Source organism: Acinetobacter sp. YH12211, assembly GCF_013418015.1.
GTDB lineage: Bacteria > Pseudomonadota > Gammaproteobacteria > Pseudomonadales > Moraxellaceae > Acinetobacter > Acinetobacter towneri.
In genome coordinates, this window is sequence record NZ_VPCW01000010.1 from 68,667 (window position 1) to 90,542 (window position 21,876).

The 21,876-nt window shown below is 37.3% G+C and carries 12 protein-coding genes and 1 pseudogene; all 13 read left to right on the forward strand.

All coding sequences use genetic code 11. From position 1 onward, the window contains the following. Window positions 1-3 precede the first annotated feature (3 nt). The 13 genes and pseudogenes from FTU98_RS07345 (at window position 4) to FTU98_RS07405 (ending at window position 21,851) form a co-directional block, all read left to right on the forward strand. Window positions 4-3,174: a type III restriction-modification system endonuclease gene (locus FTU98_RS07345; protein ID WP_180050868.1), complete on the forward strand. Its 3,171-nt coding sequence runs from the start codon at window positions 4-6 to the stop codon at window positions 3,172-3,174. Window positions 3,175-3,224: 50 nt separating this feature from the next. After that, window positions 3,225-4,148, forward strand: coding sequence for a hypothetical protein (locus FTU98_RS07350; protein ID WP_180050871.1), 924 nt, complete (start codon window positions 3,225-3,227; stop codon window positions 4,146-4,148). 281 nt (window positions 4,149-4,429) lie between these two features. Next, a complete protein-coding gene (locus tag FTU98_RS07355) occupies window positions 4,430-5,137 on the forward strand; it encodes a hypothetical protein (RefSeq protein ID WP_180050874.1) in 708 nt (235 codons plus the stop codon). Between the two features lie 273 nt (window positions 5,138-5,410). After that, window positions 5,411-7,078, forward strand: a pseudogene (locus FTU98_RS07360) (class I SAM-dependent DNA methyltransferase); the annotation flags it as partial. Between the two features lie 11 nt (window positions 7,079-7,089). Beyond that, window positions 7,090-8,436 carry a restriction endonuclease subunit S gene (locus tag FTU98_RS07365; protein WP_180050877.1) on the forward strand — a complete coding sequence of 449 codons (1,347 nt, stop codon included), beginning with the start codon at window positions 7,090-7,092 and terminating at the stop codon, window positions 8,434-8,436. Between the two features lie 56 nt (window positions 8,437-8,492). Further along, entirely contained in the window at window positions 8,493-11,528 is a 3,036-nt protein-coding gene (locus tag FTU98_RS07370) for a type I restriction endonuclease subunit R (RefSeq protein WP_373885883.1), read from the forward strand. 80 nt (window positions 11,529-11,608) lie between these two features. Beyond that, entirely contained in the window at window positions 11,609-13,411 is a 1,803-nt protein-coding gene (locus FTU98_RS07375; protein WP_016659432.1) for a DUF262 domain-containing protein, read from the forward strand. Between the two features lie 579 nt (window positions 13,412-13,990). Further along, a complete protein-coding gene (locus FTU98_RS07380; RefSeq protein WP_179990655.1) occupies window positions 13,991-15,469 on the forward strand; it encodes an NAD(P)/FAD-dependent oxidoreductase in 1,479 nt (492 codons plus the stop codon). After that, window positions 15,466-16,404, forward strand: a complete 939-nt coding sequence (locus tag FTU98_RS07385; RefSeq protein ID WP_104473353.1) for an alpha/beta hydrolase — start codon at window positions 15,466-15,468, stop codon at window positions 16,402-16,404. Before FTU98_RS07380 ends, FTU98_RS07385 begins: the two co-directional genes overlap by 4 nt. Before the next feature lie 12 nt (window positions 16,405-16,416). Beyond that, window positions 16,417-17,559 carry an iron-containing alcohol dehydrogenase family protein gene (locus FTU98_RS07390; RefSeq protein ID WP_154320578.1) on the forward strand — a complete coding sequence of 381 codons (1,143 nt, stop codon included), beginning with the start codon at window positions 16,417-16,419 and terminating at the stop codon, window positions 17,557-17,559. A gap of 43 nt (window positions 17,560-17,602) precedes the next feature. Continuing rightward, window positions 17,603-18,988, forward strand: a complete 1,386-nt coding sequence (locus FTU98_RS07395) for a sigma-54-dependent Fis family transcriptional regulator (RefSeq protein ID WP_228274519.1) — start codon at window positions 17,603-17,605, stop codon at window positions 18,986-18,988. A 31-nt stretch (window positions 18,989-19,019) separates the two neighbouring features. After that, window positions 19,020-20,462, forward strand: a complete 1,443-nt coding sequence (locus FTU98_RS07400; RefSeq protein WP_104473351.1) for an NAD-dependent succinate-semialdehyde dehydrogenase — start codon at window positions 19,020-19,022, stop codon at window positions 20,460-20,462. A gap of 24 nt (window positions 20,463-20,486) precedes the next feature. Further along, window positions 20,487-21,851, forward strand: a complete 1,365-nt coding sequence (locus tag FTU98_RS07405) for an MFS transporter (protein WP_100357467.1) — start codon at window positions 20,487-20,489, stop codon at window positions 21,849-21,851. The last annotated feature ends 25 nt before the right edge of the window (window positions 21,852-21,876 follow it).

Sequence of the window (21,876 nt, forward strand, 5' to 3'; positions counted from 1 at the left end):
ATAATGGAAATCCGTTTTAAAACCCTTGCTTATCAAAAAGACTCTGTACAAGCGATTGTAGATTGCTTTAAAGGACAACCACGTTCTGAAGGCCATCGTTACATGATCGACCAAGGTACAGCTAAAGTTAAAAAAGCAACTGCACAGGTTGATATGTTGGAAGAAACCTTGGATTTACAAGGTGGCAAGACTAAAAAAGTGATTGCAGATGTTGGTTTTGAGAATGCCCATATTTTTGATCTACAAGCTGTACTGAAAAACATTCAGGACGTACAAGCAGCAAGTGGATTACAAAGATCATCTCAACTCATCACGGATGATAATGGCAAAGGCAAGAACCTGACCAAAAGCCAATTAAACCTTGATATTGAAATGGAAACAGGTACAGGTAAGACCTATTGTTATATCCGTACCATGTTTGAACTGCATAAGCAGTATGGTTGGTCGAAGTTTATTGTTGTTGTACCAAGCATTGCGATACGTGAAGGTGTTTATAAAAGCCTAAATATGATGGCAGATCACTTTCAAGAACAGTACGGCAAAAAAGCCCGTTTCTTCATCTACGACTCAAAAGCATTGCACCATTTAGAAAGCTTTAGCTCAAATGGTGGGATCAACGTCATGGTGATTAACGTACAGGCTTTCACTTCAAAATCTAAGGATAACCTTCGTATTTATGATGAGTTGGATGAATTCCAATCGCGTCGTCCTATTGATGTAATTAGTCGTAACCGTCCAATTGTGATCTTGGATGAACCGCAAAAGATGGGAGCGGTTACCACTTTAGAGTCTATATCAAACTTCAATCCGTTATTTATTTTGCGCTATTCTGCGACACATAAGCGTAACTATAACCTTGTCTATCGCTTAGATGCTTTGGATGCCTATAACCAAAAACTGGTGAAAAAAATCACCGTCAAAGGCGTGGAAGTACAAGGCTTAACGGGTACACATGGTTATTTATACTTGCAAGACATCATTGTATCGAAATCAGCACCTATCGCTCGCTTGGAAATAGAGATTGAAACCAAGAATGGCTTTAAACGTGAAATAAGAAAGGTCAGTAAAGGCGATAACCTTTACGATATTTCCAATAAGGCCGAACAATACAATGACCGTTATGTCGTCTCAGACATTGATGCACGAGATAACTCGGTGACTTTCTTGAATGGCACCAAAATTCATGTGGGTGAAGCATTAGGGCATGTTGATGAAAAGATCATGCGAACCATTCAGATCCGTGAAACGATTCGTGCACATATTCAAAAAGAACGCCAGTTATACAATCAAGGTATTAAAGTCTTGAGTCTTTTCTTCATTGATGAAGTAGCAAAATATCGTCAATATGATGAGGATAATAATCCTGTAGATGGCGAATACGTTCAAATTTTCAAGGAACAGTATCAACAGGTACTCAATGAAGTTCTGGATCTAAACTTAGAAAATGACCCATATTTTGACTATCTGAAAGCAATTGAGGTAGATCGTACTCACAACGGTTATTTCTCAATTGATAAGAAATCAAAACGTCTTGCCAATCCAGCAATTGATAAGAAAGCTGAAGAAGCTCAGGTATCCAATGATACAGACGCTTATGACCTGATTTTAAAAGATAAAGAACGCCTACTTTCCTTTGAAGAGCCAACTCGTTTTATTTTCTCTCACTCAGCGTTACGGGAAGGTTGGGATAACCCGAACGTGTTTGTGATCTGTACTTTAAAGCATTCAGATAATGTGATTTCTCGTCGCCAAGAAGTTGGCCGTGGTATGCGCCTTGCAGTGAATAAATTTGGCGAACGTATGGATGCTAACCATTTCCAAGGGGCCTTAGGAGAAATTCATAAACTGAATAATCTCACAGTTGTGACCAATGAAAGTTACAAAGAGTTTGTGTCGAATCTACAATCAGAAATTCTGAATACGATTCAGAATCGCCCGACACAAGCGACCCCTGATTACTTTAAAGGGAAAATCTTTAAGTTATCCGATGGGTCTAGTGTTGAAGTCACTGAATTAATGGCAAAGCAGATTAATAAGCATCTGTCTAAGCACGATTATATTGATGACAATGATCAGTTAACGCCAAAATATCACGAAGCGAAAGATCAAGGTACGCTGGCTGAATTGCCTGAAAACTTGGTTTCATATACTGAGCAAATTCACAAGCTGATTGATGGGCTGTTTGATCCTAAAGCTTTGGAGGGTATGGCTGATAATGGCAATAAGAAGCTAACCAATACCATCAACCAAGCCAATTTAGAACGTAAAGAGTTTCAGGCTTTATGGTCTCGAATTAATCGAAAAGCCGTTTATCAAATTCATTTAGATTCTGAAAAACTCATTGAGCAAAGCATTAGTGCTGTTGAACGTACGGCTAAAGAGCGTAACAACAAATTTGTGGAAACGCTGAGTTATAAACTTGCTGAAGCAATGCAGAATGATGAATCCACCTATGAGCAAGTCAAAGCCAAAGAAATGTTTGGGAAGGTGACATCAAAAACTGAGGTTGCGAATATTTCTATTCAGTCTCAAGTGACCTATGACCTAATTGGCAATATTGCCGATGATACCAATCTAACTCGTAAAACGGTTGCCCGTATCTTACAGGGAATTAACGCTGCGGTATTTGCACAGTTTAAGTTGAATCCAGAAGCTTTCATTCGTGAAATGAGTCGTATCATTAACGAGCAGCAGGCTAAAATGGTCATTCAAGGACTGAAATATAATCCTTTAGATAGTACTTATCCTGACAATGAAATCTTTGTGAGTAATGAGAATATTCCATTACAGTCGTATAAGGCAGAACGCCATATCTGGGATTACGTAGTCACCGACTCTGATAATGAGCGTAAATTTGTTGAAGAGTTGGATGGTGCAGATGAAGTGGTTGTCTACGCTAAACTCCCTGATCGTTTCCAGATCCCTACGCCTTTCGGTAGCTATAACCCTGATTGGGCAATTGCTTTCAATAAGGATAAAGTACGCCAAATCTATTTCGTTGCAGAAACTAAAGGCTCAATGCTAGACAGTGACCTAAGGGAAAAAGAGAAACGTAAAATTGACAGTGCTAAAAAGTTCTTCGCTACTTTAAATGAAGAACATCAACCATTGGACGATGTAGTTCATTATTCGGTGATTGATAGTTTTGGTAGTTTGATGAATTTAGTGAAATAAGCAATCGAAAGTCTATGACTAAGTCATAGACTTTCTTTTACGAGGAAATTATGGGCTTTTTTGATATGTTGTTTTCTGGCATTGGATCTTTATTCAGTGCAGCAGTGAGCGTAGTTTCTGAAGTCGTTTCTACAGTCAAAACCTATTTCACGGCAAAAGAAATCGTGACAAAGACTGTCTACGATGAACGAGACAAGAAACAAGATCAAATACATGAGCTTAATCAAGAAATTCAATTTTTGCGTAGAAAATTGAATGAATCAGGACGTATTACTGAACAACAACGTAAAAGGCTGATTGAGCTTGATGAGGAAAGAAATTTTCTAAAGCAAGGCATTAAAAGTGATAGTCAAATTATTGCTGCGGATAAATTTCAACAAAATGAAAATAATATTCATAAAGTTGATATTGATCTAGAAACAACACATGTCCTTCAATGGAATGCTTTTGCAGATACCATGGCAAAGACATGCCCTAAATGTCAAAGACCTATGAAATTGCAGTGGGCACGTAATTTAGTTTATGTTAATCCACAAGATTTCTATTGGGGGTGTACAGGTTGGTATTTTAAGAATAAGCAGGTTCGTTTATGTGAATATCGTGAAAATTTATCTCGACAAGATTTAGCATTAATGACAGATACATCCGCACCTGAATTTAGTCTTTCAGCTCAAGATTTCAATATTATTCTTCAGGATCAGAGTACGTCGGAAAGTATTATAGAACGTATGGATGATTTACAGTCTGATCTAAGAAACAATAAGTTAGGTATCAGCATTGTTTGTTGTCCAATTCATGCTGAACCGATGACTTTGCAAAAGAAAAAAAATGGAGTTGGGCTGTTGGATCAATATTATTTACGTTGTCCTCATTGGGCACCTAATGATCAAGGGTGTCCTTATACAGAGAAGCTAAAATCAGGTTCACAATTGGCGGCTTTATTAAAGCATCAAACTGGTACAGGAATACTTTAAATTTTATAATGTGTCCAAGTAAAGTAAGAATGGATGTTCAACTTCAAATAAGAAAATCTGTCCATTCAAATAAGAATACGCAAGTAGCACTTCTGCTAATCTACTACAGCCCCTTATAAAATATATAGAGTTATTTTATAATCAGCGAAGAATTCAAAAAGGCTTGGATTTTAAGACACCAAATCAAATGGCAAAAGACTTTTATCGGTTAGCTGCCTAGAATCTCCCAAGTGAAAGTCTCCTGCTAATTCAGCACACATCATTTTTATAAGTAGGTTTAAATGAATCAAGATCAATTTAAGAGATTATTTCTAATAATTTTCTTCCCTTTACTTATTTTTGGCTTCTACCTTGCAGACAAATTGCCATTTTTAGAAAGTAAAATTTATTATTGTGATTTTGAAGCTATTGAATGTCGTTTTGCACCTAAGTCTACTTATATATCGGAAAAATATAGAGCTGAATTTGCAGGGCACTTATATGAAACGTCAACAGTATTAGAAAATTTCCCAATACAAAATTTATTATTTAAATGGAGTGAGAATAGTTTAAACGACATAGAGAAGAAAGAAATCATCGAATACATAGTTGATGGTGCACTTACAAAATGTCATTTCTTCCAAAATTATACTTTTCGCTGCTATATACCTCATCTTTTTGACAAAAAATTTGTTTCTGGAGATTTTTCTTTCAATAATCCCAAAGACAAGGAAAGCTTTTCCAATTTAATAAAAAATGAGCTCAAAGACACAGGGGAAGACTATCGTTTAACCGTAAAAGTAATAACAGCTTTTATGATTTTATTACCACTACTACTTTTCTTATTATTTAGTTTTTTAATCAAATACATTACAACCGGATCAACCAAGGACATCAAGTATTTGAAATTTCTCACTTTATTTACTTTAACCATCATTATTTCAGTAACTATACTTATGTTTTTTGGTATCAATTTTAAAACTGATGAGACAATGATGTGGTACCGTTAATTAGAGCACTTAAAGAAGTTGTATGATGAAGTATGTGCATTGTCAGTGACAACTATAGTACGAACATAGTGAAAATTAAATTCATTATTAGTAATATTGCATAACGATTAATACTATTTTGAAAAAATGTTTTTAATCATTGAAATCAAAGCTATGGACATTTTTGCCAGAATGTCCATAATTTTTATTTGCTCTATGGACATTTGAGTTGTATTAAATAATGATAAATTACAGTTGCTTAGATATGTCCATACATTATGATGTAATCCTTAATGCGGTAGTGGCGGTATGCTCACCGAAGCGCAAAACTTTATTGAAGAGCGTTATAGCGATGAAGATCGTGACATCTTCCTCTACGGTAAAGAAATTAACGATGAAACCTATGCGATCTGTAAATCAGACATGATGATTAAGGGCAATAACCCTGAAAACATACGTGTGGGTTCGACCTTGGCAAGTGATGAGTTTGCCTCAAAACGTTTTGACTTTATGTTGTCAAATCCTCCGTATGGTAAAAGCTGGGCATCAGATCAAAAATACATTGTCGAAGATAAAAAAGTCATCGACCCACGTTTTAGAGTCGAGCTTAAAAACTATTGGGGTGAACTGAAAGAAGAAGATGCAACGCCACGTTCGAGCGATGGTCAGCTTTTATTCCTCATGGAAATGGTCAGTAAGATGAGCTCGCCTGAGCAAAATGGTATTGGTAGCCGTATTGCTTCTGTCCATAATGGTTCAAGTTTATTTACAGGTGATGCAGGTGGCGGCGAATCCAACATTCGTCGTTATATCATCGAAAATGATTTGCTGAATGCCATCATTCAATTGCCAAACAACTTGTTCTATAACACGGGTATTACCACTTATATTTGGTTGTTATCCAATAACAAGCCTGAGTCACGTAAAGGCAAAGTACAACTGATTGATGCAAGTTTGCTTTACCGTAAGTTACGTAAAAACTTAGGACAAAAGAACTGTGAGTTTGCACCTGAGCATCTTGAGGAAATTTTAAATGTGTACCTCAATGGGCAAGATGTTGAGCGTGGTTTAGATGCCAATAATGATCCAATTGGATTAGCCTCTAAGGTCTTTAATAATAGTGATTTTGGCTATTATAAAGTCAATATCGAACGTCCTGATCGTCGTAAAGCGCAGTTTAGTTTGGAGCGTTTACAGCCATTACGTTTTGATAAATCCTTGCTTGAGCCAATGGAATATATGTTTGCTGAATATGGCGATGCGCTGTACCAAGCAGGCAAGCTCAAAGAAGTGGAAAAAGACGTTTTAGATTGGTGTGAGAAGCAAGAGATCAGCTTAAATACCAAAGCAAAAGCCAAGCTGTTTGATATTAAGCATTGGACATCACTCAAGACGTTGTTTGAATCTGCTCAAGCAATTATGGCGCAAGTGGGTGAAGCGGAATCAAGTGACTTTAATGTGTTTAAAGACAACGTAGATAAAGCAATTAAATCCCTTGGTTTAAAGCTATCTGCATCTGAAAAAAACAGCATTTTAAATGCCGTAAGTTGGTATGACGAAACGGCTGAGAAAGTGCTGAAAAAAGTTGAAAAACTGAATGAGCAAAAGCTAGCGCAGTTACTTGAAAAGTTAGGCTGTGAAGAGTCTGATTTAGCCGATTTTGGTTATTTTGCAACAGGCAAAAAAGGCGAGTACATCACCTATGAAAGCAATGCTGATATTCGTGACAGTGAGTCTGTGCCGTTAAATCAGCGTATTCACCAATATTTCTTAGATGAAGTAAAACCGCATGTGGATGAAGCATGGATTAATTTGGATTCTGTAAAAATTGGTTATGAGATCAGTTTTAATAAGTATTTCTACCAACATAAGCCGTTGCGTTCACTTGAAGATGTCGCTCAGGATATTTTAAGTCTTGAGAAACAAGCCGATGGTTTAATTGCACAGATTTTGGGTCTTTAAGGAGAAGCGGAATGTTTAATAAATATGATGCTTATAAAGATTCGGGTATCGATTGGGTCGGAAAAATTCCTGCTAGTTGGGATGTAAAACGCTTAAAAGCCCCTCTCGCTGAGAGAAATGAAAAAAATGATCCGATAAAAACTGATTTTATTTTGTCATTAACTATGCATCAAGGGGTTATACCACAATCTGAAAAAACAGGAGGTGGAAATAAGCCTAAAGAAGATTTAACAGCTTATAAGTTAGCAAGACCTAATGATATTGTTCTGAACAGTATGAATGTAATTGTTGGTTCGGTTGGATTATCGAAATATTTTGGAGTTGTTAGTCCTGTTTATTACATGCTTTATGCAAGAGATGGTGCTAAAACAAATATTGGATATTACAACTATATTTTCCAATCACAGGCATTTCAAAAAAATTTGGGTCGTTTAGGTACTGGTATTTTAATTAAAAAATCGGAGACTTCAGGCAAGCTAAATACTATTCGCATGAAGATATCGATGGATGACTTGAATAATGAGTTATTGCCGATACCCTCTTTCAGTGAGCAAAATAAAATAGTTGATTTTTTGGATAGAAAGACAGCTGAAATAGACCAAGCCATTGCCATTAAAGAACAGCAAATTGCTTTACTGAATGAACGTAAGCAAATTGTCATTCAAAAAGCAGTGACGCAAGGTTTAAATCCAAATGTTGCGATGAAAGATTCGGGTGTTGAATGGATTGGGCAAATTCCTGAACATTGGGAAACATCAAAAATCCGTTATTTAGGTACTACTCAAAATGGTATTAGTGCGGGTGGTGATTATTTCGGGACAGGTTATCCATTTGTCAGTTATAGCGATGTTTATAAAAATCGTGTTTTACCTGAGTGTGTAGAAGGCTTAGCTAACTCTACTTTAAATGACCAAAAGAGTTTTAGTGTTCAGGAAGGTGACATTTTCTTTACAAGGACTTCTGAGACGATTGATGAAATTGGATTTACATCTGTTTGTTTTAAGACAATAGAAAATGCTGTGTTTGCAGGTTTTTTGATTAGGTTCAGACCATTTTTGAAAGCACCTCTTATTAAAGAATTTTCGAAATATTATTTTAGTTCGCCGATGATGAGAGCATATTTCGTTAAAGAAATGAATTTGGTCATTCGAGCTTCATTAAGTCAAGAGTTACTAAAAAATCTAGATGTTTTATTGCCAGACATTGAAGAACAGAAAGCGATTGCAGAATATTTAGATGATTTAACAGGCAAAATAGAAAATGCAGTTTTGATTAAATATGCTGAAATTGAAAAGCTTAAAGAATATAAAACCACCCTGATTAATGATGCTGTTACAGGCAAAATTAAAGTGGCTTAATTTTTTATCTAGCTTTTAAAAAAAATGAATTACCAATGCATGTAAGAGGGGTAACTGTGAACAAAAATTTAAACGAATTGGCTTTAGAAAAAAATATCGAACGTGCATTGGTCGGTATCTGTAAAGAAGACCTTGCTCAAGGCATCGCTCAAACCCATACGGGTTTGGGCTATGTCATCGGGCAAGTGTCCGACTTTAATGCAGACTATGCCATTGATGAAAAACTATTTTTTCAATTTTTAGAAAGCACTCAAAAAGATAGCTTAGATGCCTACAAAGCCTATAACAAAAACGACTGGAAACAAAAAATTCTAGGGCGTTTTGACAAGCTGATTAAAAAACATGGCATTGCCTATATGCTTAAAAAAGGCATGGCACTCGATGAGCAACATTTTCATTTTATGTATCCATGCCCATTGGCAAGCAGTAGCCAATCGGTTAAACAAAATTTTGCGTCTAATATCTTTAGCGTGACACGACAAGTACAGTATTCACTCAAAAACCGTCGTGAAGAAATTGATATGGTCATCTTCCTCAATGGCTTGCCATTAGTGACGATGGAACTTAAAAACGCATGGACGAATCAAACAGCACGTTATCACGGTCAAAAACAATATCGTGAAGATCGTGATCCAACACAGCCATTACTGACACCTGCACGTTGCTTGGTACATTTTGCTGTCGATACCGATGAAGTCTATATGACCACTAAACTTGAAGGGAAAAAGACTTACTTCTTGCCATTTAACAAAGGTACAGCTTCAGGTGGACAAGGTAATCCTGTTAATCCAAACGGTTATAAAACAGCATACCTGTGGGAAGAAATCTTTGCCAAAGAAAGCTTGGTCAATATTGTTCAACACTTTGTCCGTTTAGACGGTAAAGATTCAGATCAACTCAGCAAACGCACCTTATTTTTCCCACGTTATCATCAGCTTGATGTGGTGCGTAAAATCATTCGTGATGTGTCACAGCATGGCGTAGGCAAGCCGTATTTGATTCAACACTCCGCAGGTTCGGGAAAATCAAACTCAATTACGTGGGCAGCTTTTCAGCTCATTGAAGCCTATCCAAATAATGCACTTGCAGCAGGCAAACGAGCGTTACATCAACCGTTGTTTGATTCGGTAATTGTGGTGACAGACCGTAAAATTTTGGATAAACAACTGCGGGATAATATTAAAGATTTCTCAGAAATCAAAAACATTATTGCCCCGGCGCTGAGTAGTGCAGAGCTAAAAAGTGCTTTAGAAACAGGTAAAAAGATTATTATCACCACCATTCAAAAGTTCCGCATCATTTGGGATAGCGTGACTGATTTAAGTGATAAAAACTTTGCCATCATTATTGATGAAGCACATAGTTCACAGTCAGGCGAAGCACATAACAGCATGAACCGAGCGATGGGCAATGAAGCGTTAAAAACTGCTGATGATGTTCAGGACATGCTTGTGGCAATGATGACCACACGTAAAAAGCGTGAAAATGTATCGTACTTTGCTTTTACTGCAACACCTAAAAACACCACTTTAGAAAAGTTTGGTCAACTAGATGTTGCGACAGGCAAATATGTACCATTCCATCTATACAGTATGAAACAAGCCATTGAAGAAGGCTTTATTTTAGATGTGTTGGCAAACTATACGACCTATAAGAGCTTTTATGAGATTCAAAAGTCGATTGAAGGTAATCCGATGTTTGAATCGAAAAAAGCACAACGTATATTAAGAGCGTATGTGGAAGCATCACAACAATCCATTGATGCCAAAGCCAGCATTATGCTTGAGCACTTTATTGACAATGTGGTCAATAAGAAAAAACTCAAAGGTGTGGCAAAGGGCATGGTAGTGACACAAAGCATTGAAGCTGCGATCCGTTATTACTTGTCACTTAAAAAATTGTTAGAGCAAAAAAATAACCCATTTAACATCATGATTGCGTTCTCAGGTGAGAAAGAGGTTGATGGTAAAACCTATACTGAAGAATCGCTGAATGGCTTTAATGATACCAAAACCAAAGAAAAGTTTGATTTAGATGAAAACCGAATTTTGGTGGTGGCAAACAAATACCTGACAGGTTTTGACCAACCAAAACTGACCACGATGTATATCGATAAAAAATTGACAGGCGTACTATGTGTGCAGGCATTGTCACGTTTAAACCGTGCTGCGCCAAAATATAATAAACGCACAGAAGACTTGTTTATCTTAGACTTCTACAATGACATTGATGATATTAAAAAAGCATTTGATGATTTCTATACCTCGACTTCATTGTCCGAAGCAACAAATGTCAATGTACTGAATGATATTAAAACGGCCTTAGATGACACAGGCATTTATGAACTGCATGAGGTGGTGAAGTTTAATGAACTGTTCTTTAGTAATGCTTCTGGCAGTGACCTAAGCCCTATCATTGATACAGTGGCAGCCCGTTTTGATGTAGATAGAAAAGGATCATGGGAACATGAGCAACGTGTCGATTTTAAGGTGAAGGCAAAACAGTTTGTTAAAATTTATGCCCAAGTCTCTTCGATCATGCAGTTCAATAAAAAGGAATGGGAACAACTGTATTGGTTCTTAAAGTTCCTTATTCCAAAATTGAATGTACAAGATGGGCGCTTAAATGGTATTGATGATCTGTTGGAATCAGTTGATTTAAGCACTTATGCTTTAAAGCGTGAGCATATCAATAAAGCCATTACTCTAGATGCAGAGGAAACAGTTGTAGCGCCAACAAACGCCAATCCTCGTAATCCAAGCGAAGAAAATGATGATGAAACCTTAGATGTTATTATTTCTAAGTTTAATGAAAAATGGTTTCAAGATTGGAGCGCAACACCACAAGATCAACGGGTAATTATCATTGATTTGGTGAAGCGTATTCAGCAACATCAAAACTTCATGAAAAAGTATAAGCAGACCCAAGATCCACAAAACAGAGCACTCGTGTTTAAAAAGATGCTCGATGAAATTATGGTGGTACAGCGTAAAAATATGGTGGATTTATATAATCTTTACCGTAAGGATTCTGCATTCCAAGATACGTTTAGCCAGACCTTAGAAAACTTGATTGATATGGAAGAAGTTTGATTTTCTAAATTTGGTCATTGGGTATCAGTACCCAATGACCTTTTATTTTGTATGTTTTAGTTATTTTGAGGGGCGTCTTAATGGCGAAATATTCAGTACATCAGCATCCAATTGATACATTACTCTCTTGGATAAAATCAGGTGAAATCGCAATTCCTGAAATCCAGCGACCTTTCGTTTGGTCGAGTAGTAAAGTGCGGGATCTAATGGATTCGCTATATAAAGGTTATCCTGTCGGCTATATCATCACATGGCGTAACCCGGATATTCGTCTTAAAGATGGAACCTTATCCGCAGGAAAAAAGGTACTTATTGATGGACAGCAACGTATTACTGCATTGACTGCTGCTGTTGTTGGGCAGTTGGTGTTAGATAAGGACTATAAAGAAACTAATATTCGAATAGCGTATAACCCAACTGCTAAAGATGATGAGCCCTTATTTGAAGTATGTAACACAGCTATCGAGCGTAATCCAATCTGGGTCAATAATATCGCCCCAATTTTAAATGGGGATATTTCAATATCTCAGGCTAGACGTGCATATATGGGATTGAATCCAGATGCAAATGAAGATTTCATTGAAGATAAGCTTGAGCAGTTAAAAGCAATCAAAAATCGTCAGATTGGTATCATTGAACTAGATTCATCTCTGGATATCGACACGGTTACTGAAATTTTTATACGAATCAATCAAAAGGGTGTAGTACTCAGTAATGCAGACTTTGTTATGTCAAAGATTGCATCAGATGAGCAATTTGGTGGAAATCGATTACGTAAAATGATTGATTACTTTTGCCATCTTTTGAAAGATGGTAGTTTTAATAAAATCATTAAACAAAATGATAAAAATTTTGCAGATACGGAGGACTATAAAAAAATTAGTTGGATAGCTGATATCAAAGATGATTTGTATCAACCTAACTATATAGATGTTTTACGTGTGGCATACACGTGCCAATTTAATCGTGGAAAATTTAGTGATCTTGTGGCGTTACTTTCTGGCCGCGATTTTGAAAATAGACGTAATATACAAAGTATTGCTGAAGAAAGTTATCACAAGTTACGTCAAGGTTTAGAAGACTTCTTCAACCAGACAAATTACCAACGTTTTCTAACGATCATCCAATCAGCGGGATTTATTGACAAAAAACTTATTAGCTCAAAGACTAGCTTGAATTTTGCTTATGCGCTTTATTTGCAGCTTAGAGCATCAAAAATGCCTGAGCCACAAATTCAAAATCTTGTAAAACGCTGGTATGTGGTTTCATTACTGACAGGGCGTTATTCTGGATCTTCAGAATCAGCGATTGAGCGTGATAGTAAACAAATCTTAGAAAAAGGTATTGAAGGATACTTAGCTCAAATCGAGCAAGCAGATTTAGATGATGGGTTCTGGAATTACCGTTTGGTAAATGAGCTGGATTCTTCAAGTACTGTTAATAATGCATACTTGTGTTATCTAGCAGCACAATGCAAATCAAATGAGCAATCCTTCCTGTCTGGTAGTTTAACTGTACGAAGCTTAATAGAGCAAAGAGGGGATGTACATCACGTTTTTCCAAAAGACTATTTAGCTAAAAATGGGTTTAAGAAAAGTGAATATAATCAAGTAGCTAATTATGTTTATACAGAGCAAGCAATCAATATTAAACTAGGAAACGCTTCTCCAAAAGTGTATATGGAAAAAATCCAAAATGATATTAAGTTGGATAAGAATGAAATAACTTCTCTGAAAAGTATTGAAGGTTTAGACCTGAATTTACAGACTCATTGCATACCAAGTAATTTAAACCAGTTAGATGCTGATCAATATACTGAATTTTTGAATGAGCGTCGTAAGCTCATGGCACAAAAAATTAAGGAATTCTATAAAGGTCTATAATTCTTATAGATGGTTACAGGCTGTGCTTCATGCACAGCCTATTCTCTTTCTGAGGTTGATGGGTAAATATGGGTAATAGATAGTGGGTAATATTGTTTTAACTTCATGTTTAAATTAAATTTTCAATATGAGTTGTTTTGTCACCATCTCCAAAAAACATAAAACTTTATTAATAAGAATAAATTCATCAAAAATTAGAATATAAATATTTATTTGCTCAAAAGCCTTTATTTTAGGTGCAATCACTTCACTTTATTGAAAATTATAGCTAAGACACTTTGACTATTCTTCAAATTAAATATACCTATAAATTTCACTTTCGACCAAAGTCTAAGAAAAAATTCACAAAATATTTCGTGTAAAAAAATAATAATTATTGAATATTAAATGTTAGAGTAATTTTTTCATCGAAAAAACTAAATAATGAGAAAGTATTCATCGTTTATCTAAAGTTGTTTTTTTAAAATATATTAAAAAACAAATGGATGCTTATTTTCTTTATATTGGCATGATTATTGTAACTTATTTGGTGTGATGATTTTTTTCATTATTTTTGGAAATTTGGTAAAGGATTAACAAGTGAACAGTAAAGTTATTGATGTAGCAATTTTGGGTTCAGGTTATGGTGGTCTGGGAATGGCAGCCCAATTGAAAAGAAATAACATAACAAACTTTCGAATTTTTGAGAAAGCATCGGCTTTAGGTGGTGTTTGGCGCGACAATATTTATCCTGGCGCAGCTTGTGATACACAGTCACATATTTATTGCTTTGATTATTTTCCTAACCTTCGTGTTAGCCGCATGTATGCAGGACAACAAGAGTTACTGAATTATTTACAACGACTAGCACAGCATTTTGAGCTTGATTCTCATATTCAGTACGATTCTGAAATTACAAAGGCGGTATGGAATGATGCAGAACAGCTTTGGGATTTAGAAATTAAAAACTCAGCACCTGTGAAAGCCAAAGTCTTTGTACCTGCTTGGGGTCAATTGAATAAAGCAGTTATACCTAAATTTAAAGGAGCAGAATGCTTTAAAGGTGCTGCTTTCCATTCAGCCGAATGGGACTATTCTGTTGAACTGGCTGGAAAAAAAGTAATTAGTATCGGAAATGCTGCAAGTGCTGTTCAGTATATTCCTGAAGTTGCAAAAGTAGCAGCGCAATTAACAGTGTTCCAACGTAGCGCTAACTGGATCATGCCGCGTGATCAACAAATCTTTAGCGCTGAAGAGTTAGATGAGTTTGAAGCAAATCCAGAAACATTCTTTGCCAGTCGTAATCATATTCATCAAATGCGTGAAGATGGTTTTAACCGCACACAGCATGGATCTGATTCACAAAAAGAAGGCATGCGTATTGCTCTCGAGTTCTTAGAAAAAAATATTGATGACCCTGACCTTCGTCAAAAACTCACACCTGATTATGAATTTGGCTGTAAGCGTATTTTACGTACCGATGATTATTACCCAGCTTTAAATCGTGAAAACGTATCTTTGGTAACAGATGGTGTGGCTGAAATTACAGAAAATGCCGTAATTACAACTACTGGTGAAGTTATTGAGGCGGATGTAATTATTTATGGTACAGGTTTTGCCAGCCAAAATTTCAATGGTGATTTAGATATTATTGGTCAGCAATCAACACCGTTATCAGAAGTATGGGCAGAGGGAGCAGAAGCCTATTTGGGTTTAACTGTTCCTGCATTCAATAACATGTTTATCGTTTATGGTCCAAACACTAACTTAAACCATAACTCGATTGTGACTATGCTTGAAATTCAGCATCAGTATATTGTTGATGCGACGAAATACATCTTACAGAACCAAGTCTCTTTAGATGTTAAAGCACCAATTTTCACTGCCTATAATGACGATATTCAAGTGAAGATGGCGAGTTCAGCTTTTGCTTCTGATTGCTCAAGCTGGTATAAAAATGCCGCAGGTAAAGTCATTAATAACTGGCCACTGAATGTAGAGTCTTACCGTAACTATACGCAGTTTAATGCTGAAGATTATGTGGTACATGTAGTTACAGCTCACGGTGAGCCAGTATGAGTCTGGTACTGCATCCAGAGGCTCAGCCCATAATCGACGCCTTTATTGCCAATGGTGGTAAATCATTTGAGAAAATGGGCGAGATCCCAGCTTTAAGAACAACTTATGAAGGCAATTGTGCTTTGGCTGCCATGCAGGGTTTAGAGCATATTCAAAGCCAAGACATCTTTGCTCTAGTTTCTGAACAACCTGTTAATTTACGTGTTTATGACACGAATATAGAACAGGCTGAGAAACGTCCAACAGTGTTGTTTATTCATGGTGGTGGTTGGGTTATTGGTAACTTAAATACACATGATTCGATCTGTCGAAAAATCTCAGCAATAGCAAATGTCAGAGTTATTGCTGTGGATTATCGCTTGTCGCCGGAAGCAAAGTTTCCAATACCATTTGAAGATTGTCAGCGTGCTTTGCAGTACATCATGGCGCATGCGGATGATTTAAATGTGGATATAAGACGCATGGTCTTTGCAGGTGACAGTGCAGGTGCAAATTTAGCAGCACATTTAGGTCAAAATTTTTACCAAAACTATGGTGTCGAATTAAAAGCCCAAGTGTTGCTGTATCCAGTCATTGGACATTTCCCCGAATTAAACAGCTATCAACGCTATCAAGATGGTCTACCACTTGTAGAAAGTACGATGCATTGGTTCTTTGCGCAATTGTTTGCTGAAGGACAAGACCGAGATGCTATATCTCTATTGAAACAGCCATTTGATGCTAAAAATGGCGACATTTTCTTATTAACGCTTGAGCACGATCCTTTGTGTGATGAGGCTTTACTGTATTTACAGAAAGCTATTCAGAGTGGACTAAATGTGGAATATCACCACTTAAAAGGCTTGATGCACGGGATTTTCACACTGGCAGGGAAGTTGCCAGTTGCAGAGCAATATTTAGTCCAAATTGGTAAATATATCGCAAGCAAAATTTAAACAGGAACGTGAATGAGTTTTTCTACTTTTAAAAGTGCAAATAAATTAATCACTGGTCAATCAGCCTTGCAATATTTAGTACAAGCGATTGAGCAATTTAAAGTTCAGAAGCCTTTAATTGTGACGGATCAGGGCGTAGTGAAGTCGGGCACGATTCAGTATGTCCTAGATTTACTCACTGTTGAATATTCAATTTTTGATGCAGTTAAACCAGAGCCTGAATTAGAGCAAGTACAAGAATGTATTGATGTCTACCATGCTCAGCAATGTGATGCAGTATTGGCGGTAGGCGGTGGGAGTGCCTTGGATATTGCTAAGTGTGTCGCTGCTCTAGCGGGTCAAGTGGGTGACATTCTTGAATTCGTTGGTACAGATAAGATCAAAGGTCGTGATATTCCTTTGATTGTTATTCCTACGACTTCAGGTACAGGGTCAGAAGTCACGAATATTGCGATTTTATCTGACACTGCAAACCAAATGAAACAAGGTATTGTCAGTGATTTTCTGCTACCTGATGTTGCAATTGTATCACCAATAATGTCAGTGAGTTGTCCAGCTTCTGTAACCGCTGCCAGTGGTGTAGATGCTTTAGTGCATGCGCTTGAGGCCTATATTTCGGTAAATCACTCTGATATTACGGATGCGTTAGCTGTACAGGCCATTGAACTTATTGTGGAGTACTTACCGCAAGCCTATGCCTTGCCCAATAACCTTGTTGCTCGTGAAAAAATGGCGACCGCAAGTTTAATGGCAGGTTTGGCTTTTGGTAACGCAGGTGTGGGAGCTGTACATGCCTTGGCTTATCCGCTAGGGGGTAAATACAAAATGCCGCATGGTGTCAGTAATGCCTTAATGCTACCGCATGTCTTGAAATGGAACGTGATTGGCTGTGCTGAACGTCTGAGTCATATCGCCACGATTTTGAAGCTGAATAAAGGGCAAAATCATCAGGAAAATGCTGAAAGCTTGGTGGAGTTTTTACATAAGTTTTCTGAGCAGCTCAATATCCCAGCAGGTTTACGCTCTTTTGGTATTCATGAGAGTGACATTCCTGCACTAGCAGCAGAAGCAATCAAAGTAGAGCGTTTACTGAAAAATAATCCACGTCAACTTTCCATTACGGATATTGAAGCAATTTATTTTGAAGCATATTGATCGGGTAGGTGAAGACATGAGTATAGATGAAGTTATTTCTTTCATGAAAACGAGTAAGGGACATTTCACGCTTCAAGCTCAAGATGGCCATTCTATATTTGATGTAGAGCCAATCCGTTCAATTATTGATGCTATTCAAGATGGTATTTATATCACTGATGCAAATGCAATCACCATTGCTGTGAATAGCGCATATCAACGCATTACAGGACTGAACAGAAATATTCTGATTGGTCGTTATATGGGTGATTTAGTCAAACTGGGCTATCTGTCGAATTCTGCATCTCTTGAGGTGTTAAAGCGTCAGGAAGTCGTGACACTTGTGCAAACCATCAATGGTACGCAGAAGATTTTGGTTACAGGTAGCCCAGTATTTGATGAAAAAAAACAGCTGATTTGTGTCGTGACAAGTGTGCGAGATATTACCGAGTTGTTGCGTGCCAAACATGCACAGGAGCAATTGGAAAATTTATTCCGTAGTCAGTCACAGTATAAAATTTCCTGTGCTTCTAATGATTTGATTATTTCCCGTGAAACACAAAAGCTTTTCGATTTAGCGACCAATGTTGCGAAGTTTAATAGCAAAGTTTTACTTCGTGGTGAAACAGGTACAGGTAAAAGTAAGCTGGCACGTTACATTCACAGCATTAGTCCACGTGCAGAATATGCATTTTTGGAACTTAACTGTTCGGGTATCCCAGACAATCTCCTGGAAATTGAATTGTTTGGTTATGTGTCAGGTGCTTTTACAGGTGCAGCCACTAAAGGCAAAAAAGGGCTGCTTGAAATTGCTCATCAAGGAACATTGTTTCTCGATGAAATTGGTGACTTACCATTAAGCATGCAAGTAAAGCTGTTAAAAGTTATTGAGGAAAATCGTTTTTTACCAGTTGGTGCAACTGAGTTTAAAGAAGTAGATATTCGAATTATGTCTGCTACGCACCGCAATTTAGAAGAAATGGTATCAAACGGTGAATTCCGAGAAGACTTATTTTACCGCATTAATGTAGTGGAACTAGAACTGCCACCATTAAGAGCGCGCAGCTCTGAAATCTTACCTTTGGTTCAGCAATATCAGAAAAGTTTTAATGAAAAATATGCTCTGGATAAGCAGTTTAGTCCAGAAGTTATTGAGTCCTTATCACAGTATAAATGGCCTGGAAATATTCGTCAGTTGGTAAACGTGCTTGAGCGTTTGATGGTCAGCACTATGCACACGGAAATCACCATACATGACTTACCTGATTATCTACGGCATGAAGTTAATGCTGAAACAGCAGAACTGAATTTGAAAGATAAAGTGCTCGCTTTTGAACGTGATTTGATCCTGAATGCCTTAAATATTCATGGCTCTACACGTGCAACAGCTGAAGCCCTCGGGGTTGAGCAATCGACACTCGTTAAGAAAATCGCACGATTTAAACAGTAACAGTTAAAAATTGATTTAGGAAACTTACTATATGGATATCACCCGTTTGTCAGTATTTGAAAATAAATGCTGGGTCAATGGAGTGTGGATCAGCTCTGAAGAAACTTTAGAAGTTAAAAATCCACTGGATAATTCTGTGATTACAGAAGTCCCTGTATTGTCAGATGAAGTTGTATTGCAAGCTTTAACGGATGCTGAAATTGCACAAAAATCTTGGAAAAATGTGGCGCCGAATGAGCGTAGTCGTTTACTAAGAAACTGGTTTGATTTGCTGATGCAACATCAGGACGAACTTGCTGCAATTATGACGGTAGAACAAGGCAAACCTTTAAGAGAAGCAAAGGGTGAAATCGCTTATGCTGCCAGCTATGTAGAATGGTTTAGTGAAGAGGCTAAACGTAGTTATGGCGACATTATTCCAACTGTTCCTTCAAGTGAAATTTTAGTCTTTAAAGAAGCAATTGGTGTTTGTGCCGCAATCACGCCTTGGAATTTCCCAGCAGCAATGATCACCCGCAAGGTTGCTCCTGCATTGGCAGCAGGCTGCACAATTTTAGTTAAGCCAGCATCTGAAACACCTTTAACTGCTTTGGCAATTGCAAAACTGGCTGAAAATGCTGGCATTCCTGCTGGTGTATTTAATGTCATTACAGGTTCATCGACCAAGATTGGCAAGATTTTTACTGAAAGCCCAATTGTTAAAAAACTCAGTTTTACAGGTTCGACTGAAATTGGGGCCAAACTGATGGCGCAAAGTGCACCCACAGTGAAAAAACTTTCACTGGAGCTTGGTGGTAATGCACCTGTATTAGTCTTTAACAGCGCCAACTTAGACCAAGCTGTACAAGGGGTAATGGATACAAAATTCCGTAATGCAGGACAAACCTGTGTTTGTGCTAACCGTATTTATGTACAAAGTGCCATCTATGATGAATTCGTTGCCAAACTGAAAGTTAAAGTAGATGCACTGAAAGTCGGGAATGGTCTAGATGCTGATACAGATATTGGGCCTCTCATTAATCGTAAAGCCATTCAAAAAGTTGAAGAGCATATAAAGGATGCTTTGTCTAAAGGGGCAAGCTTGGTTACTGGTCAGACTGAAAATACTGATGGTAACTGGTGTATTCCGACCTTAGTTAAAGATGTGACACAAGACATGCTTTGCGCTAAAGAAGAAACATTTGGTCCATTTGCACCTATTTTTAAATTTGAACAAGAACAAGATGCAATTGCAATGTCAAATGACACTGAGTTCGGTTTGGCATCTTATGTTTTTACTCAAGATATTAATCAATTTATACGTGTTTCGCGTGGTTTAGAGTACGGCATGGTGGGAGTAAATACCGGTCTTATTTCTAATGCTGCTGCGCCTTTTGGAGGAGTGAAATCATCAGGAATTGGCCGTGAAGGCTCTAAATACGGTATGGATGAATATTTAGAAATTAAATATGTATGTTTAGGCAACATTAATTAAGTTAAGGATTAAAAGGAAGTTCACATGGAAGCTGTAGAAAATAATGTTGGGGCAGTTGATGTGCCCGCAGAAAAATCGTCAATTAAGAAAGTAGTTGGCGCAGCAATGGCAGGAACTATTGCAGAGTGGTATGAGTTTTTTATTTATGGTATTGCAAGTACTTTAGTATTTTCTAAGCTATTTTTCCCTGCAATGGGGGATGGTAGTCTATTGATGGGTATCATTGCGGCCTTCGCGACCTATGCAGTTGGTTTTATTGCACGTCCATTAGGTGGTTTAGTCTTTGGACATTATGGTGATATATACGGCCGTAAAAAGCTTTTGCAGATCAGTCTAATTATGGTTGGGGTTGCAACATTCTTGATGGGATGTATTCCATCGTACGAAAGTATTGGCTATGCAGCACCCGCAATTTTAGTATTACTTCGTTTTATCCAAGGCTTTGCTGTAGGCGGTGAATGGGGCGGTGCAATGTTGTTGGTGGGCGAGCATAGTCCTGAAAACCAACGTGGTTTTTGGACGAGCTTTCCTCAAGCGGCTGCATGTGCGGGTAACGTCTTGGCAAGTCTCGTTTTATTAGGACTCTCTTTCTCTTTAGTTCCAGAAGATTTCTTATCTTGGGGCTGGCGTATTGCATTCTGGTTGTCTGCGATTATCGTATTCATTGGCTACTATATTCGTAAAAATGTAGAAGAGTCAGATGTTTTCAAAGAGCAGATTAAGCGTCAAGAAGAGAACCAAAAAGCTGCTGCTGGCCTAAAAGAAGTGCTAGTTCAATATCCGAAACAAGCATTATTTGGTATGTTAATGCGTGTAGGTGAAAACTCTACGTATTATATTATTGTTGTATTTTCAATTGCTTATATGTCTATTCAATTGAAATTTGAATACACTACAATCTTATTACTTTTATTGTGTGCAAATGCATTCCAGTTCTTTGCGATGATTTTCTCAGGTTATTTATCTGACAAGATTGGCCGTAAATTAACTATGTATATTGGTTATGCTGGTTTAGTTGTGTGGTTGCCATTCTATTTCGTCGGTTTAGATACGGCTCAGTTCTACATTGTATTGTTATCTATGTGCGTAGGTTTATATTTCCAAGCAATGTGCTATGCAGGTCAAGGCGCTGTACTGGCTGAAATTTTCCCGACACGTATGCGTTATTCAGGTTCTTCATTTTGCTACCAAATCAGTGCAATTTTGGCAGGTTCTATTGCGCCGATGATTGCAACGATGTTATGGAAAACTTATGACAGCACGACACCGATTACAATTTACATTATGTCAGTGATTGCACTGTCTGTATTTGCAATTTTTATGCTTAAAGAAACACGTGGCCGTTCACTGCATGAAGTAGACCACGAAGACCAAAAGAAATTTTCTTAATACATCACATCTAAATGACTTAGAC

What these genes read in the sequence shown, in the direction of transcription:
- FTU98_RS07345 (WP_180050868.1), top strand. Translation starts at nt 4, where the DNA reads ATGGAAATCCGTTTTAAAACCCTTGCTTATCAAAAAGACTCTGTACAA.
- FTU98_RS07350 (WP_180050871.1), top strand. Translation starts at nt 3,225, where the DNA reads ATGGGCTTTTTTGATATGTTGTTTTCTGGCATTGGATCTTTATTCAGT.
- FTU98_RS07355 (WP_180050874.1), top strand. Translation starts at nt 4,430, where the DNA reads ATGAATCAAGATCAATTTAAGAGATTATTTCTAATAATTTTCTTCCCT.
- FTU98_RS07365 (WP_180050877.1), top strand. Translation starts at nt 7,090, where the DNA reads ATGTTTAATAAATATGATGCTTATAAAGATTCGGGTATCGATTGGGTC.
- FTU98_RS07375 (WP_016659432.1), top strand. Translation starts at nt 11,609, where the DNA reads ATGGCGAAATATTCAGTACATCAGCATCCAATTGATACATTACTCTCT.
- FTU98_RS07385 (WP_104473353.1), top strand. Translation starts at nt 15,466, where the DNA reads ATGAGTCTGGTACTGCATCCAGAGGCTCAGCCCATAATCGACGCCTTT.
- FTU98_RS07390 (WP_154320578.1), top strand. Translation starts at nt 16,417, where the DNA reads ATGAGTTTTTCTACTTTTAAAAGTGCAAATAAATTAATCACTGGTCAA.
- FTU98_RS07395 (WP_228274519.1), top strand. Translation starts at nt 17,603, where the DNA reads ATGAAAACGAGTAAGGGACATTTCACGCTTCAAGCTCAAGATGGCCAT.
- FTU98_RS07400 (WP_104473351.1), top strand. Translation starts at nt 19,020, where the DNA reads ATGGATATCACCCGTTTGTCAGTATTTGAAAATAAATGCTGGGTCAAT.
- FTU98_RS07405 (WP_100357467.1), top strand. Translation starts at nt 20,487, where the DNA reads ATGGAAGCTGTAGAAAATAATGTTGGGGCAGTTGATGTGCCCGCAGAA.